General features: G+C 59.7%; 17 protein-coding genes. 5 read left to right on the top strand and 12 right to left on the bottom strand.

From position 1 onward, the window contains the following. Positions 1 to 48: 48 nt before the first annotated feature. The gene (locus tag AC1Z24_RS10240; RefSeq protein ID WP_483745540.1) at positions 49 to 1062 is read left to right on the top strand and encodes an NADP-dependent oxidoreductase; all 1014 of its coding nucleotides are present in this window, start codon (positions 49 to 51) and stop codon (positions 1060 to 1062) included. A gap of 73 nt (positions 1063 to 1135) precedes the next feature. Here AC1Z24_RS10240 and AC1Z24_RS10235 read toward each other — a convergent pair whose 3' ends face one another. From AC1Z24_RS10235 to AC1Z24_RS10225, 3 genes are read right to left on the bottom strand one after another with little or no spacing between them, the layout of a single operon-like run. After that, positions 1136 to 1519: a GFA family protein gene (locus tag AC1Z24_RS10235; RefSeq protein WP_483745539.1), complete on the bottom strand. Its 384-nt coding sequence runs from the start codon at positions 1517 to 1519 to the stop codon at positions 1136 to 1138. Beyond that, the gene (locus AC1Z24_RS10230; RefSeq protein ID WP_483745538.1) at positions 1497 to 1928 is read right to left on the bottom strand and encodes a hypothetical protein; all 432 of its coding nucleotides are present in this window, start codon (positions 1926 to 1928) and stop codon (positions 1497 to 1499) included. Before AC1Z24_RS10230 ends, AC1Z24_RS10235 begins: the two co-directional genes overlap by 23 nt. 47 nt (positions 1929 to 1975) lie before the next feature. Beyond that, positions 1976 to 2578, bottom strand: coding sequence for a hypothetical protein (locus tag AC1Z24_RS10225; RefSeq protein WP_483745537.1), 603 nt, complete (start codon positions 2576 to 2578; stop codon positions 1976 to 1978). A 465-nt stretch (positions 2579 to 3043) separates the two neighbouring features. Between AC1Z24_RS10225 and AC1Z24_RS10220 the strand changes: the two genes are divergently transcribed. Continuing rightward, positions 3044 to 4162 carry a hypothetical protein gene (locus AC1Z24_RS10220; protein ID WP_483745536.1) on the top strand — a complete coding sequence of 373 codons (1119 nt, stop codon included), beginning with the start codon at positions 3044 to 3046 and terminating at the stop codon, positions 4160 to 4162. A 45-nt stretch (positions 4163 to 4207) separates the two neighbouring features. Here AC1Z24_RS10220 and chrA read toward each other — a convergent pair whose 3' ends face one another. The 4 genes from chrA to AC1Z24_RS10200 form a co-directional block, all read right to left on the bottom strand. After that, a complete protein-coding gene (gene chrA, locus AC1Z24_RS10215; RefSeq protein ID WP_483745535.1) occupies positions 4208 to 5422 on the bottom strand; it encodes a chromate efflux transporter in 1215 nt (404 codons plus the stop codon). A gap of 82 nt (positions 5423 to 5504) precedes the next feature. Next, complete coding sequence (locus tag AC1Z24_RS10210) at positions 5505 to 6110, bottom strand: hypothetical protein (protein ID WP_483745534.1); 606 nt, start codon at positions 6108 to 6110, stop codon at positions 5505 to 5507. Between the two features lie 164 nt (positions 6111 to 6274). Beyond that, a complete protein-coding gene (locus tag AC1Z24_RS10205) occupies positions 6275 to 6910 on the bottom strand; it encodes a hypothetical protein (protein ID WP_483745533.1) in 636 nt (211 codons plus the stop codon). Between the two features lie 16 nt (positions 6911 to 6926). After that, on the bottom strand, positions 6927 to 7676 hold the full coding sequence (locus AC1Z24_RS10200) for a creatininase family protein (protein ID WP_483745532.1): 750 nt from the start codon (positions 7674 to 7676) through the stop codon (positions 6927 to 6929). A gap of 263 nt (positions 7677 to 7939) precedes the next feature. On the opposite strand from AC1Z24_RS10200, the gene AC1Z24_RS10195 reads away from it, so the two are divergent. Further along, positions 7940 to 8848 carry an alpha/beta fold hydrolase gene (locus AC1Z24_RS10195; RefSeq protein ID WP_483745531.1) on the top strand — a complete coding sequence of 303 codons (909 nt, stop codon included), beginning with the start codon at positions 7940 to 7942 and terminating at the stop codon, positions 8846 to 8848. On the opposite strand, the gene AC1Z24_RS10190 is transcribed toward AC1Z24_RS10195, so the two are convergent. Both AC1Z24_RS10190 and AC1Z24_RS10185 read right to left on the bottom strand, forming a co-directional pair. Then, entirely contained in the window at positions 8849 to 9178 is a 330-nt protein-coding gene (locus AC1Z24_RS10190; RefSeq protein WP_483745530.1) for a DHCW motif cupin fold protein, read from the bottom strand. A 158-nt stretch (positions 9179 to 9336) separates the two neighbouring features. Next, on the bottom strand, positions 9337 to 10245 hold the full coding sequence (locus AC1Z24_RS10185) for a DUF6508 domain-containing protein (protein ID WP_483745529.1): 909 nt from the start codon (positions 10243 to 10245) through the stop codon (positions 9337 to 9339). Positions 10246 to 10341: 96 nt separating this feature from the next. On the opposite strand from AC1Z24_RS10185, the gene AC1Z24_RS10180 reads away from it, so the two are divergent. Further along, positions 10342 to 11139 (top strand): phosphodiesterase, encoded by a 798-nt coding sequence (locus tag AC1Z24_RS10180; RefSeq protein ID WP_483745528.1) that lies wholly within the window; start codon positions 10342 to 10344, stop codon positions 11137 to 11139. Between the two features lie 169 nt (positions 11140 to 11308). On the opposite strand, the gene AC1Z24_RS10175 is transcribed toward AC1Z24_RS10180, so the two are convergent. The 3 genes from AC1Z24_RS10175 to AC1Z24_RS10165 all read right to left on the bottom strand — a co-directional run bounded on the left by AC1Z24_RS10175 (position 11309) and on the right by AC1Z24_RS10165 (position 14698). Continuing rightward, a complete protein-coding gene (locus AC1Z24_RS10175) occupies positions 11309 to 12250 on the bottom strand; it encodes an SdiA-regulated domain-containing protein (protein ID WP_483745527.1) in 942 nt (313 codons plus the stop codon). A 63-nt stretch (positions 12251 to 12313) separates the two neighbouring features. After that, entirely contained in the window at positions 12314 to 13768 is a 1455-nt protein-coding gene (locus tag AC1Z24_RS10170) for an MFS transporter (RefSeq protein ID WP_483745526.1), read from the bottom strand. A 129-nt stretch (positions 13769 to 13897) separates the two neighbouring features. Continuing rightward, entirely contained in the window at positions 13898 to 14698 is an 801-nt protein-coding gene (locus AC1Z24_RS10165; protein WP_483745525.1) for a DUF6630 family protein, read from the bottom strand. 151 nt (positions 14699 to 14849) lie between these two features. Between AC1Z24_RS10165 and AC1Z24_RS10160 the strand changes: the two genes are divergently transcribed. After that, the gene (locus AC1Z24_RS10160; protein WP_483745524.1) at positions 14850 to 15476 is read left to right on the top strand and encodes a dimethylsulfonioproprionate lyase family protein; all 627 of its coding nucleotides are present in this window, start codon (positions 14850 to 14852) and stop codon (positions 15474 to 15476) included. Positions 15477 to 15676: the final 200 nt, after the last annotated feature.

The following is a 15676-nucleotide window of genomic DNA, read 5'->3' as shown; positions in this document are numbered from 1 at the left end:
GAGCCATGTTCCGTTAATCATATCCGATGCCTGGATAGGGAGAAAGCAATGGTCGGCAAGACAATGAAAGCAGTGCGACAACATGAATTTGGCGGTCCTGAGGTGCTGCGTTACGAGGACGCACCGCTGCCCGAGATCCGGCCCGGTGAAGTGCTGGTCCGGGTGCGCGCGGTCGGGGTCAATCCTCCTGACTGGTATCTGCGCGACGGCTACAAGATGCTGCCGCCTGAATGGCAGCCTCAGGTGCCCTTCCCCGTCATCCTCGGCACGGATATCTCGGGCGTGGTCGAAGCGTTGGCCGATGATGTCAGCGGTTTCAGCGTCGGTGACGAGGTGTATGCGATGGTCCGTTTCCCCAGCTTCGGGCCGAGTAAAGCCTATGCCGAGTACGTCACCGTGCCCGCCACGGAACTCGCGCTCAAGCCGCCAGGCATCGATCACCAACATGCCGCCGCTGCGCCCATGTCGTTGCTGACGGCATGGCAATTCATGATCGAACTGGGCCATGACGAACCGAACCCGCTGCAACCCTCAATGCACCAACCGGTGCCCTTGCAAGGCAAGACGGTACTGGTCAATGGCGCCGCAGGCGGCGTGGGGCATCTGGTGGTGCAAATCGCAAAATGGCGGGGAGCGCGGGTGATTGCGGTGGCTTCGGCTGAGCACGAGGCGTTCTTGCGCGAGCTGGGTGCCGATGAGTTTATCGACTACACCCAGACGGCTGCCGAAGAGGTGGTGCGCGATATTGACCTGGTCATTGATGCCGTGGGCGGGCCGAATACGCGGCGCTTTTTGCGCACGCTCAAACGCGGCGGCGCGTTGTTCCCGATCTTTCCCTTGGGCTTTTCCGGTGCCGAGGAAGCGGCGCAGTTGGGCGTTACGGTGTCGGCGACTCAGGTGCGTTCCAACGGCGCACAGCTGGCAGAGGTCGGCCGTTTGCTCGATGCGGGGACGTTACGCGTGGTGATCGACAGTAGCTTTGCGCTGGCGGATGCCGCTAAAGCCCATGAGCGCGCGGCACGGGGGCATATTCGCGGGAAGATTGTGCTGAGGGTCGATTGAGCGGTGTAGTTGCGCAAGGTTTGAGAGCTCAGTGGCGGGGCCACGCGCACTGAGCCCCGCACTCTGTGGAGACTTAGTCCAGATATGCCCAGCTATCGGCCCCGTCAAACAACCGCACGGGGGTTGCCCGGATCAGCGCTTGACCAAAGTTGTTGATGTTCACGCCAATGTCGACACCCGCCTCGGGCGAAATCGCCTCCCAATGGGTAACGCAGCCGCAGGCGCTGCAGCGGATCGTCCTTAGGGTTTCCTTACCCCAGACGTATGAGGCGGTGTGTTCCGGGTGCCCGACAATGTCTACGCTTGCCGCGTCGTAATGAGCCCAAAGCGCACCCAGCCTGATGCAGATCGAACAATTGCATTTGATGGCGTGTACGGGCGGATGGGCAAGCGCAAGACGTACTTTTCCACAATGGCAGGAGCCTTCCAGGCGATCATGTTGGGTTTGCATGTCCATGCTTGCTCCTTGTTTCAAGCTCACTCTCCAGCTGCGATAACGCAACACTTTTCCCTTCATCCCCGTACGCAACGCCCCGCTCACAATCAACCACCACCCCGCCCCCCGCCCTGTTCCCCGGAAATTTGCGCAACTCAAGCTGCACCAGCGTATCGCTCAGCCAAACCGACCGATCCACCGACCAACATGCATCGGTAAAGCGAAAAACACACATCCCCAGCCGCGTATCAACAATGCAGGGCGAATACACCCAAAGCGTATTACGTGCCTCCCAGGGAATTACTCGCACGCAGTAGCGCCCGTCAGGCGAAGTGGAATGAAGCTCACTGCCCTGCATCGGCATTTCAAATGTCGGCGTATTGGGTTCGGTTTGTGAAGCGGATTGATCAACTTGCCGATACACGTCCACGCCCGTTCTCCCGCCAAGGCAAGCCCTCGACCACCGCGTAAACCTGATCACTTCGGTTTCAGCCCCATGGAAAACTCATCCAGTGCTTCCTTGCCCACCCACCCCGCCGCGCAGTCGCCGGTATAGGTGTAGCCCCGGCCGGTGAAGTTTGTACCCACTCGGGTGCAGGGTTTACCAGTGACGGGTTTGAACCATTGCACGGGGCGTTCGCCGTAGTCAGTGCAAATAGCGATGTATTTGCAGTTTTCCAAGGTGGCGACCGGTACGGCCTGGATGTAGTAGCGCAGGGTTTCTTCTTTTTTGCCGACGACCTGAATGCAGACGAACTGCCCTTTGGACAGGTGGGCGATGGGTTGGGTCAGGTCCAGGTTGATGTTGTCGGCAAGGGTGACGCCTTCCTCGGCGTAGACGCCTGCGTAAAAACCGTCGCTGTCGCAGCCGTAGCCGCCGATTTCGTAGCCGTCGGCGGTGCATTCGGGGTAATTGTATGCGTTCTTGTGGCAGTCGAGTTTCGCGGTGGGGGCACGGGCGGCGATGTAGGCACGGGCCAGGTCGACGTTGCGCAGCGGGTCATCGTCTTTGCTGGCAGCAAAAGCTATGAGTGACAGGGCACAAAGTGCAAAGGAACAGATGATTTTCGTCAGTTTCATAAAGGTCTCGAGTCCTTGCTTCGGAACTGGAGCAGCCCAACCCCAAGGCGGGGAGCGGGACGCCAACAATCCCTGTCGCTGGCCAATAGAACCTGAAGTGTATTGGCAGTGAAGTTGCGAAGCCTCCGGTCTTTAATTGGGGCATTCAAACCTCAGTGTCAGGGAGAAAGTGTCCCGATCTGATCAAATTTTTCTGAAACGTCGCGTTGTTCACACAGCGGTTTTTCGGGGTTTGACAGTGTCCCAGGAAAAGCCGGAGGATTTGCTGAGAAACTTTTTTATAACCAGGAACCCCCTGAATGGGCTCGCCATGTTAACCAGCATACCTCTTGTCGCTCAGCTATGCCTGCTGAGCCTGTTTGCTTTTCCGGCCTTGTCCCAGTGGGCGAGTCAGTTGCAGGCGGCGTATCAAGGCCAGCCCGTAAAAACACTATGAAGATCCGCTCGGTACTATTCAGTTTTCTAATGCGCGCGTTGCAGATTGCCTTGAGCTTTGCGGGCTTTTTCATCGCGGGCTTTACCTTGGGCATGTCGTTTGACATGGGTGCGCAGCCCTTTTCCACCATTCTGGGAGTGATCGTGCTGGGCTTCCTTGCCACTGCCCTGCATGAAGCCGGTCACTGGCTGGGTGCATGGCTGGGCGGGATGACGGTGTTACAGGCAAGGGTCTTTGCCATCGATATTCAGGCCTTGCGCCACGGGGTTCGAGCCCGGTGGACAAAGGGGAGCAAGGGGCAGTCGTGGCTGGGCTTTGTGTTTGCGGCGAATGCGCCCGATCGGCCCGTTCGCCACGCCAAGCTGTTGTTTATCGCCATGGGCCCGCTGGTAAACCTGATGATTGGCGGCGTTTGCCTGGCCTGCGCGGTCATCGCCTGGCCCCATGGCGGTGTGGTATTAGCGTTTGCCGCAGTCAACCTGGCTATCGGGCTGGCCAACCTGGTGCCCACCAACAGAGGCATGCCGAGCGATGGTGCGCAGTTGCTGAGCTGGTGGCGCAGACCTGATGAACACAGTGCCGATTTTGCTTATTCGCGCTTGTTGGCGCTGTATGTGTCAGGCGTCGATGCGGCGCAGTTGCCCGCTGCGGATATGGAAACCCTGGCCCGACAACCCATGCCCATGCCGTTGGTGGCGCTGTCCTTCCGCCTTGCGGCTTTGCAAGTCACCGGTGACTGGAATGCGGCGCTGCGCCTTGATGACGAGTTGAAAGACTTGCTCGACGCCAACCCGAAGGCCCTGGGTCCCTGCGCTGCAAGCATTGCCATCGTGCGTCGTGAACTGGATTTCTGTCGGGCGATGGCCCATGGCGACGCCGGGATATTGAATGTGCCGTTGCTCAATCGCGATATCGACTGGTACTCGCCGACACTGGCACCGCGTTGCCATGCCCTGCAGGCGGCGCTGGCCGGCGATGGCGTCGCGACGGAGCATTATCTGGCTGAGGCCATGAGCGTTGCGCAGAACTCCCGGGTCCGATCCTTCGCGCCGTTTGAGGCGGCGCTGGCCCCGCAAATCCGGGCATGCCTGCGTAATCCTCAAGACGTATCGACGGCGTTGTATTCGTCGGGTGAGCTGCAGGCGTGAAGGTGAAAGGCAAAAGCCTGCGCCAACGCCCCGAAACGGTTTGTCTCAAACAAACGCGCCAAGCAGCCATCCACACAAGCCACTGCCCAACACGACGACCCAGGGCGACACCTTCCAGAACATCAGGGCCACCAGGGCGATCAGGGCCAGGCCGAAGTCCAGTGGCTGCACGATGGCACTGGTCCAGACCGGGTTGTACAACGCGGCCAGAAGCAGTCCCACTACCCCTGCGTTGACACCGGCGAGCGCCGCTTGTGTGCACAAGCTATGGCGCAGCCTTTCCCAGAATGGCAATACGCCGATCACCAGCAGGAATGACGGCGCAAAAATCGCGACGAGGCAGATCATGGCGCCGGCCCAGCCAGAAGGCGGCACGTTCATGGATGCGCCGAGAAATGCCGCGAACGTAAAAAGCGGGCCGGGCACGGCCTGGGCCAGGCCATATCCGGCGAGAAAAGTGTCGTTGCCCACCCAGCCGTTGGGGACAGTGGCAGACTGAAGCAACGGCAACACCACATGACCGCCACCGAACACCAATGAGCCCGCGCGGTAAAAGGCATTTACCATGCTCAGAGCCTGAGACGGCACAGCCTGAATCAGCAATGGCAGGCCAGCCAGTAAGCCGAAGAACAACAAAAGCGATATCAGACCTGCTTTGCGGCTGATCGCGAATGGCAGAGACTCGTCAATCTTCGCGTGCACGGGCTTGAACAGCAGCAAGCCTATGCCAGCGGTGCAGCCAATCACGCCTATCTGCACCACGGCACTGGGCCACAGGAGTGCAGCACCGGCGGAGAACGCAGTGAGGGTCACGCGCGGTACGTCGGTGCAAAGATTACGTGCCATGCCCCATACCGCCTGCGCGACAACAGCGACCGCGACTATCTTGAGGCCGTGCAGCAGTCCGTTTGGCAGAGCCTCGCCCCAAGTGGAGAGCCCCTGGGCGAACAGCATCAGGACGACCGCTGAAGGCAGCGTGAACCCTGCCCAGGCGGCGACGGCGCCTGAAAATCCGGCGCGAGACAGGCCGATGCCTATGCCGACCTGGCTGCTTGCCGGGCCTGGAAGAAACTGGCAGAGGGCGACCAGATCGATATAACTGCGTTCACTGAGCCATTGGCGCCGAACGACGAACTCTTCACGAAAGTAACCAAGATGGGCAATCGGGCCGCCGAATGAGGTCAGCCCCAGGCGCAGGAAGATCAGAAACACTCTCCAGGCGGGATCAGGCGTGGCTGCCCTGTTGTTATTTGCCGACACGACTCAGGCTCCTCAAAGCGGATGTTTCAGATGAAATTAATCATTACGAAATCACGCTTATAGAGTATGCAAGCCAGGCCCATCACGGTTTTTTCGCTGGATGCGCCGCCACCATAAAATTAAACGGCATGCGCTTCTCGGGGGTCTCCATCATGAAATACTGCCCGGCAATGCGAATCTGCCCATTCTCTTCGTGAAAACCCTTGCCGCCTTTCTCCACCCAGGCTGAATAAGCGTCATCGATACCAGGAATATCCACGTCCTGATTGCTGATTATTTTCCCGGTGGCCGGGGACAATTCCGTCACGCTCAGTAGGGTCTGCGACAGGGAGGTCGCCTGATTGGTGTCGGTCTGGACCAATACGAACAGCGACCCGCCCATGGCAAAGCAATGGGTAGCGCGGTTCTGGTACATGTCGACGTCCGCCAGCGGGATGGCGGTCATCCAGCGTGGCTGGCGGGTCTTGCTGTCTTTGAAGTAGACGTAGGCGCGGCCGTCCATGCCTTCCTTGGTCGCGTCCCCGGCAACGCATTCGCCGCCCTCCGCCGCCGTGGAACCGTAGACATGGAAGCTCTTTGACCATTTGCTCTCGGCAGGCTCGGTTTTCGTGGCGGTGGCGCCATGGGCGAGCCAGGGTAAGGCGAGCAGGCCGGCAAGCAGCCAGGCGCAGGAACGGTCATTCGTCACGGGTAACTCCTGTTTAGCGGGCGCGAGTGTTTTGTCGGCGTCCTGAATACCCGTCGCCCGACGGTTGAGCAACTGATGGCACGGCACAAGGCAACAAGGATGAGACCGACTTGGCAATTCAGGCGTTTCGTGGCTCCCGTCGATGCATTGCTTGAATCCAGTCACTACAAATCCAGTTGCATAACCTCCTGCATGCGCTCGCCGAGGGAGCGCCGCAACCAGGTTGCATGAAACTCCATTTGCTCAAGTGGAATGTCCAGGCCGAAGCGACGTTCGGTCGGCTTACCGTTGGCGCCGATGTAACTCACCTGGTAGTGCCCGGACCTGGCATAGCTATAAAGCAGATAGGGGGTAATCGACTGGATTGCACTGTAGGCCACCGTGATTTCAGCGGGCTTTCGCATAGAGCGGAGCTCAGTGAAGGTCATGATTTGTCGCGACTCATCGAAGCTGAACCTTGCCACGGTCGGGCCAGACGCCGCCCAACGAACCGCCACCGCGCCTAGCAACGCGGTGCCGATCATGGACCCGAAAAACATGGGGCTGCCCAGCGTTTGCATATAGGACAACGGCAACCCCTTGAGCGCCTCGGCAACGGTGATAACCAATAACGCCAGAGCGTAAAACGGCAAACAGATCGCGATGACGACGACAAAAATAAATCCCATCACTGACAGGCCCGGATGGGCATGCAAACCATCGTCCGAATGCCAGTAAGGTGGATGATCCAAGACGGGCTTGCCTTCGGTCACGACAGAGGTCGTCGACTGGATCAACCGGGGCGGCAGTTTAGGTTTCATCAAAGGCTCTGCGACTTCACTGCGGCGACACCTCCCGACTGAACGCCTCCACCGCCCGCACCAGCCCCTGCGCCGCCAGTTTGACCAGTTCGCCGCCTTTTTCCGGCGTAGCCAGAGCCGGGTCGGAGCCCATACGGCCATCAGGGAAGCGTGCGCGGAAGTCCAGGGCTTCGCGGATGGGACCGGTCGCGGCGATTTGCGGCTGGTAGTCGGCGGTCTTGATCGACTCCGGGTAGGCCCATTGGGTGATGGCGATTTCCGAAGGCGTGGCATGGCTGCCATGGCCGACAGGGAATTGTTGGTTGGCCAGGGCATTAACGCCCTCCAGATCCCACCAGTTACACAGCTTCAAGGCAAAGCCTGCGGGGCGCCGGCCGAAACTGGCTTCGGCGTACAGCTCGGAGAATGCCGCTTCAATGGTGGCGATATTGCCGCCATGGCCATTGAGGAAGAGAATTTTTTCGAAACCGTGCCCTGCCAGCGAACGAACCCAGTCACCGATGGCGGCGATAAAGGTCGAGGGGCGCAGGGAGATGGTACCGGGGAAGCCCAGATGATGTTGTGCCATGCCGATATTGAAGGTCGGGCCGATGAGGATATCGGCGCTGGCCTGGGCCTCATGGGCAATGATTTCCGGACACATCCAGTCGGTGCCCAACAGACCGGTGGGACCGTGCTGCTCGTTGGAGCCGATGGGCACGACGATGGTGCGGCTGTGAGTGAGGAATTGTTCGATTTCAATCCAGGTTGAGCGGTGTAAGAGCATCTGCGCCTCTGTGCTGGCAGGGATAGGCGGCGCGCGGGTTACAGGCGCCATGGCACAGATATAACAGAGGATGAGGATGTTGTCGCAGTGGACGACTGCATGGACATCCGCTCTTGGCAGGAGCTGCCGATGGCTGCGAATGGGTCGGGCAGAAATACCGGGCTCGCAGCCTTCGGTGGCTCAAGTAGTGCACCGTTCATCCGGAATGCGTCTACGCTCCTCCATCGTGCCCTCCCCCTACTTAAACAACTGGAGTCACCGTCATGACCCGCTATCTGTTGAGCGCTCTCGCACTAATGGCCCTGAGCGGTCAGGCCCATGCTGACGTAACGCCTTTTCCCGCGGCCTTTCAAACCCGGGACATCGCCGTCGACGGTGCGACGATGCACGTTCGCGTCGGCGGCAAAGGTCCGGCCGTGGTGTTGTTGCACGGCTTCGGCGATACCGGCGATATGTGGGCGCCGCTGGCGGCCGATCTGGCGCGGGATCATACGGTGGTGGTGCCGGACCTACGGGGCATGGGCCTATCGTCGATCCCCCAGTCCGGTTATGACAAGAAGACCCAGGCCGGTGATATACGCGAGGTGTTGAACGTACTGAAGATCGAGCACTCGGTGATCATCGGCCATGACATCGGCACCATGGTCGCGTTCGCCTATGCCGCGCGTTATCCGCAACGCACTGATCGCCTGGTGGTGATGGATGCGCCGGTGCCGGGCATCACGCCGTGGAACGACATCGTGCGCTCGCCGATGCTGTGGCACTTCGACTTCGGCGGCCCGGACATGGAGCGCCTGGTGGCCGGGCGTGAGCGCATCTACCTTGACCGCTTCTGGAATGAGTTCGCCGGCACACCGAGCAAGATCGATGAAGGCACGCGCAGGCACTACGCCAAACTCTACGCTCGCCCCGGTGCCATGCATGCGGCCTTCGCCCAGTTCCGCAGCATTCGCCAGGATGAAATCGACAATAAGCCGGTCATGCAGAAGCACTTGACCATGCCGGTGATGGCGGTGGGCGGCGAGAAATCCTTCGGCAGCAATGAGGCGATCGTGATGCGCAACGCTGCGGACAATGTGAAGGAAGTGGTGATTCCGGGGGCGGGACATTGGTTGATGGAGGAAGCGCCGACGCAAACCATTCAGGCGGTGCGCGATTTCATTGCCATGTGACTAATCGACAATAAACAGCTTGGCGCCGCTCGCGGTAAATGACCGGTGCCCTTCGGCCTTGTCGCCCACCTGATAGCTCATTCCGGCGGTCAGGACGAACTGCCGACCGTCCTCCAACTCGGTATGCAGCTCACCTTCGAGGCACAGCAGGATATGGCCCTTCCAGCACCAGTGATCGGCCAGGTAGCCGGGGCTGTATTCGACCATGCGCACACGGATCGAGCCGAACTGGCAGGTACGCCAAAAGGCCGTACCGGTCTCGCCGGGATGTGGGACGGCCTCGATGGTCGACCAGTCGCTGGTGCCGAAGGGAATGCCCGTGAGTTCCATGGCTGCCTCTCATTGAATAACGATGGAGGGGGACCGTAGCAATCAGGGCGATGTGGGCGGTAGACACAGATGCAGCGCTTTCAGGGCATACAGCATGAATGCTCCCACGGTTCGCTCCTTGCGATATCCTGCAGGTTCCGTGTTTGCTGCGCGACATCTCACATCTGTGCGCGCAACCCCGCCAGTCTCTGCAGGATCTGCAGCACACTCCCCTTCTCGATCATCGCCCCCCAATGCCCATCGCAAAAGCGCTCGCCTCTGGTGCACCAGGTCAACATGCTCTGTATCTCCGCGAGATTGGCCTGGACGATATAGGCCGGATTTTTCAGCATGGTTGCTGCGCCATGCAGGTTGTACTGCACATCTTCCCAACAGTCCTTTGCCAGCAGACTGTAGAAATCGGCAACCACTGAGTGGTAGTCCGGCCAATAGGTGCCTTCACGAACTGCATAGGTCTTGATGGCGACGCCATCGGGATATAAACGCGGGATGTAGAGCAGCAATTCGTCGATATCCGCTGCTTGAGGGACGGGCTCGTTTGGCTCTCGAACAAAGCTCGCAAGGCGTGCCAGAAGCGCCTCATCCCGCGCTGGATCTTCAGGCAGGCGGGCAATGACGTAGAGGTCGAATGCCCAGACCCGGGCCGTGGTCGGCGCCATGTCCTTGCAGTAATGAACATGCTTGCGGTAAGCGGCAAATTCATCCGATTGCGGGCCATCGGCATATAGCGAGGCGAGCGTCGCGCTCTGGACCAGCCAGTAGATATCCGGGGAGAATTCATGGGCTTTGCTGCTGCCCAAATCGACGGCCTTGGCCAGCAGATCCCTGGCCAAGTGCTGCCCGGTCTCTCGCAGCGCCTCATCGACCACGGGTATGGCAAGCCTCTCAACCTGGGCGATATACGTCATATAACGATTGCGCAACGGTTCAGCGGACGGCCCTAATGGAGGGCATGCCGGTGGAGACATGGCGGAAAGCGACGCTGTCGATACGGTGACGTCAAGCAATACATCAGTGCGCTCTGCGGGAGCGAAAAATGCCTTCATCCGGCGCACAAGTTTCATCATCGCAACGTTCCTGAACATAGAGTGGCAAGCTGAGCCAGCGAAAGGCGCCATGACTTGAAAGACCAATAATGCCCCGAAAACACTGGAGGACACACAGTGCTTATCGCCCAATTGTCAGACCTGCATATCAGACCCCATGGCGTCCTGTATCAGGGCCTGGTGGACTCAAACACCATGTGCGAGCAAGCCATCGAGCATCTTGACGCTCTGCGCCCCTGCCCGGATGTCGTGATCATTACCGGCGATATAGTCGATGAAGGGCTACCGGCCGAGTATGAAATGGCGCAAGCGCTGCTGGCAAAAATCAAGCAACCGTTACTGCTGATTCCCGGCAATCATGACGACCACGCGTTGTTCAGATCTGCTTTCGCCCAAACCCAAAGCGCAGCAGGCGACGGGCCGTTGCACTTCGTTGAGTCAAGCCTCGGACCGGTGCGGATCATTGGCCTGGACATCACCGTGCCCGGCGAGCATCACGGCGACATGAGCGAAGCGGCGCAGCATTGGCTTGAAACAGCCCTGGCACAGGAACCCGAGCGCCCTACTCTGATCATGCTGCACCAACCGCCGTTCCTCAGCGGCATTCCCTACATCGATACCTACGCCTGCCGCAATGCCCAACGGCTGGCGCAGGTGGTCGAGCGCTATCCGGCGGTCGAGCGAATCGTGTGCGGGCATATTCACCGTGCCATGCAACTGCGCTTCGGCGGCTCCCTGCTATGCACCGCTCCCAGTACCACCACCGCCATTGCCCTGAGGCTGCAAGCGGATGCGCCGCAAGCCTCCTTTGTTGAGCCACCCGCCTTGTTAGTGCATCACTGGAAGCCTGACACAGGATTGATTACCCACTGGGTGCCCATCGGCACATTCCGTGGGCCTTTACCCTTTGCCTGATGGGTAAGCCTGAATCCCCGTCAGCAACCCCGCTCAACCGTAGGACCGGCTTTAGCCGGAAGAGCGTCATTAAAGACCTCCTTCCGGCTAAAGCCGGTCATACGGTCAGGTGTTTGCTGCGCGACAGTGCGGTGTCAGAGACGCCACGGCGGCGCCTGCCGATAAGTCGTCAAGACCCTGTCCGGCCTTGCGTACCCTGTACGACACCCGCAGCCTTCCTGAACACATAAAAAAGATTCGGCTCACTCACCAGATAGACAGTGCCATCGTCATCCAGCGCCACACCCTCGGCCTGGGGGACGGTCTGGCTCAGGCCGTGAAAGCCACTGCGCAGCACCAATGTGCCGACCGGCTTGTGATCGGTACCCAACTCCACCAGCAGGCGCGACTGATCCGACAGGGCCAGCAGGTGATTATTACGTTGATCGAAATCCAGGCTCGACAGGTCGGTCATGAACAGGTCTGCGTCACGACCGGGGTTCTGCACGATATGAATCTCGGGCGGCGCATCCCCCGTGGCGGGAAAGCCGCTGATTTCATAGATGGACATCGGCGACTGCTCGTTGGCGACGTACAGACGATTGCGCGCACGATCAAAGGCCAGCCCCTCGAAGCCACGGTTTCTACGGCCACCCAGGTCCAGCACCATCTGCCCTGCCGTTGCGCCATCCAGGGATGTCGTATGGTCGTCGATCTGCACTGACATCAAACGCTGATGGCGCTCGTCGCTGATCACGAAGGTGCCGGGCCGAATATATTCCACACCTTCAGGGTCGCCAAAGCCGACCAGGGCGATGCGCCGCAGAATCGTGCCGTCCAGTGACAGCTCTACCAGTTCGGAATGCTTGTTGGTTACGGTAAACAGGGTCTGGCGTTGCGGGTCGAAGGTAAGCGCCGACACGTCCGTCAGCCCTTCGATAGGCTTGCCCTGAATGACCGCACGATAGTCCGCCAGCCCCAGGGAATGTTCAGGCCCGCCGGTAAACGTCTGGTTCAGGTAGAACCAGGCCAGCTCGAAGAAACGCTGGGACTGGCCGATGAACGCCAATGTGATAACGAGTGCCGTGAATAACCCGATCAACAGGTAACGACCTTGGGACTTGAAGCGCATGAGGGTGGCTCGCGGGGATATCGAGCCAGTGTACAAGACCGTCGGTCGGCGACCCAGGCTGTGTCAGGCCTGTGACAACGGTCGCGCCACCTGCTCCAGTGACTGGCGCTCCGCCGCCACGCCCCAGATCGCCTGCACCACCGCCGCCAACATCATCAGAAATGCGCCGATCAGGTAGCCGACAAACAGGCTGCTGCGCTGCTGGCTCTGAATCAGTTCGCCAAACAACAGCGGCCCGATGATGCCGCCCAGGCCAGTGCCGAAGGCGTAGAACACAGCAATCGCCAGAGCGCGGATTTCCAGGGGGAAGGTCTCGGCCACGGTCAGGTAGGCCGAGCTGGCGGCGGCCGATGCGAAGAAAAAAATCACCATCCAGGCGATGGCCTGTTGCGTCACATCGAACCAGCCCTGCTCGAAGCAATAGCCGCTGATGCTCAGCAGCACGGCGGAGATCGCGTAGGTCAGGCTGATCATGATGCGTCGCCCGATCAGGTCGAACAAACGACCGAGCAGCAACGGCCCGCAGAAGTTACCCAATGCCAACGGCAACACGTACCAACCGACATGCTCGGCGGGTACCTGATAGAAATCAGTAAGGACCAGGGCGTAGGTGAAGAAGATGGCGTTATAGAAAAACGCCTGAGCGGTGAGCAATGTCATGCCGACCAACGCGCGGCGTCGGAAACTGACGAACAGGGTGTGGAAGACCTCGCCCAGTGGCGTATGGCTGCGCGCGTGCAGGCGCAGAGGCTCGCCAGTCACCGCAGGGACATCATGGCCCTGTTCGCGCAAACGTGTCTCGATGTCTTCGACAATGCGCCGCGCCTCGTCGGGTTGGCCGTGGATCAACAGCCAGCGCGGGCTCTCCGGCAGCCACAGACGCATGATCAGGATCACCAGGCCAAGCGCCGCACCGATACCGAAACACAGGCGCCAACCCAGGTCGCCGCCAACGGTCTGCGGGTCGAGCAGTATAATCGCCCCGCCCGCACCCAGGGCGGCGCCGAGCCAGAAGGTGCCGTTGATGGTCAGGTCGACCCAGCCGCGAAAACGCGCCGGGGTAAATTCCTGGATGGTCGAATTGATTGCTGTGTACTCACCGCCGATGCCCATGCCGGTGAGGAAACGAAACAACAGAAAGCTTTCCAGATTGAAGGAAAACGCCGTCGCCGCCGTAGCACCGACGTATAGCCAGAGGGTGATGAAGAACAACTTGCGCCGCCCGAGGCGGTCGGTCAACCAGCCGAAAAACAACGCGCCGAGTACCGCGCCAGCGATATACACGCCACCGGCAAGACCGATATCGAAGTTGCTCATCTGCAGGCCGGGGCTGCTTTTAAGCGCCCCGGACACGGAACCTGCCAGCGTTACCTCAAGACCATCGAGCAGCCAGGTAATGCCGAGGGCGAACACCAGCAAGCTATGAAACCGCCCCCAGGGCAGGCGGTCCAGGCGTGCCGGAAGATCGGTTTCGTACAACGTGCCGCGTTGCTGGCCGATATCTGTTTGCGCTTTCATCGTCGCCACCCCGTCATTGCCTGAGATACAGAGTGAGCGTGGGGTGAGGAGTTCAACCTGACTACCGCAGGGTCTTAGAGAAACCGGAACGACAAGGATGCATCGAGCGTGTCTCGCGGCGTACAAGGCTCAATATTTGTAGACGATCCCCAACTTGCCCATGAGTTCCAGCGCATTGGCCAGCCCCAGACCGTTCATGGGCAGGCAGGCAAAGGTCTGGTATTCATCGAAATGCGCGCCCAAGGCCAACAGCTTCAAATCATGAGCCTCCAGTTGCGCGTTGAAGTAGCGCAGCAGTGCCCGCTCCCAATCGCTGGCGCGGTTGACGGCGGCGATGGTCTTGTCGTCAGGTACAGGGATTTCGATACCCGACTGCCGCAGCGGTGCCAGGGCATTCACAGCCTCGACTCCATAGGACGGCCACTCCTTCCATTCGAATTGAGCCAACTGATGGGTCTCGGCCAGCGCTGCCGTGACCTGGGTCCAGGCCCAGTCCCTCTGTCCGGTAGCCGCCGGGATATTCTGAATCAGGGTCTGCGCCTGCGCTTCGTCGAACAGGCCATAGAACAGGTCGCTCAGGGTCTCGGCCAGATCGGGCTGCGGCCCCTGCTGCTGGGTGTCCAGGTCCCTGGAGAGACGCTGCCAAAGCCCCTCCAGCTCCGCCCAGTCCTCGTCATCCATTTCGTCATCGATCATCTGCGCCTTGTGGCCGCGGTTGTAGTTATCCAGCCGCATCTTGCGCACCTGAATTCCACCCTCGGCGATATCGACCGCGTAGGTGCAGTTGTCCATATAGTTGGTCTGGAACACGATGCGCTCGCAAAACACGTCATGCACGATGCTTTCTTCTTCATCGAAATACGCCGCGCCCTCGGGTTTGCCGTGAGCGTTGATGATGCGTTGAAACGACAACAGATCGATCGGGTTCATATGAGCGGCATCATGAGGATGAGAATACGCCTCTTACAGTAGCATCAGCCTTCGCTTTGACTCATATTCAGGCGTCTGCTCGAGTTCACAAATCCACAATCTCATTCCACGTTAATCTGCCGCACTGGCCAGGCTTTACTGGAGCTACTGCATGACTCAAGCAATCGATGATGAGCCTCTTCTGAGCAGTGCTTATGGCTTGCTCGCAGCGATTGGCTCGCAACTTTCACAGCATGGGCAGGCCAGTGGCATAGCGGCGCAAGACCTCGACTTGTGCCAACGGGCGCTATCTGAGGCGGTGCTTTCGATCGCCGGCGAAGCAGCACCCGGGGAGTCGTTGCCGATGGACTTTCACGGTGATCTGGCATCAGCGATCGATACCCTGGCGACCCACAGCCCGCAGAGTGCGACATTGATCGAGCACTTCCGCGCGCTACTGCCGGCCCTGCGCTGGCGTTCGCGGCAGGCCCAGCGCGATCAGGACAATCACTTCGTATCCCGGCACCGCAATTGCTGGCTGGTCGGCCCCGGCGCGCCCATCGACTGCACGACCATGACCCTGGGGCTTTCGCTGCTGCAGCCCCATGTGGCCTATCCCTTTCATCAACATCCGCCGACCGAGTTCTATTTGGTGCTGTCCCCGGGAGAATGGTTTCGGGAGGGCGCAGGATGGTGGACGCCGGGCATCAATGGCGTGGTATTCAACCCGGCAAACTGTCGGCATGCCATGAAGTCATTGGACAGGCCGCTTTGGGCGTTGTGGGGGTTGATCGGATAACCCCAGCAGGAGCTGCCGAAGGCTGCGAAAGCGATATAGCTGCAAGCACCGGTTCGCTGCCTTCGGCAGCTCCTACACAAAAGCTCATTGCAATTCATAGAGTTGCGATTTTTTGATTAAATCGATGGTTTGGCAAACAATCCGTTACAAAGCAGCCCGGCAGTGAACTGAAAAGCCATCACAGGGTCTGCTTATCTCAG

Source organism: Pseudomonas sp. JL23 (assembly GCF_056933585.1).
The sequence above is the reverse complement of the archived record's forward strand: the minus strand, read 5'-3'. Positions and strand labels throughout refer to the sequence as shown.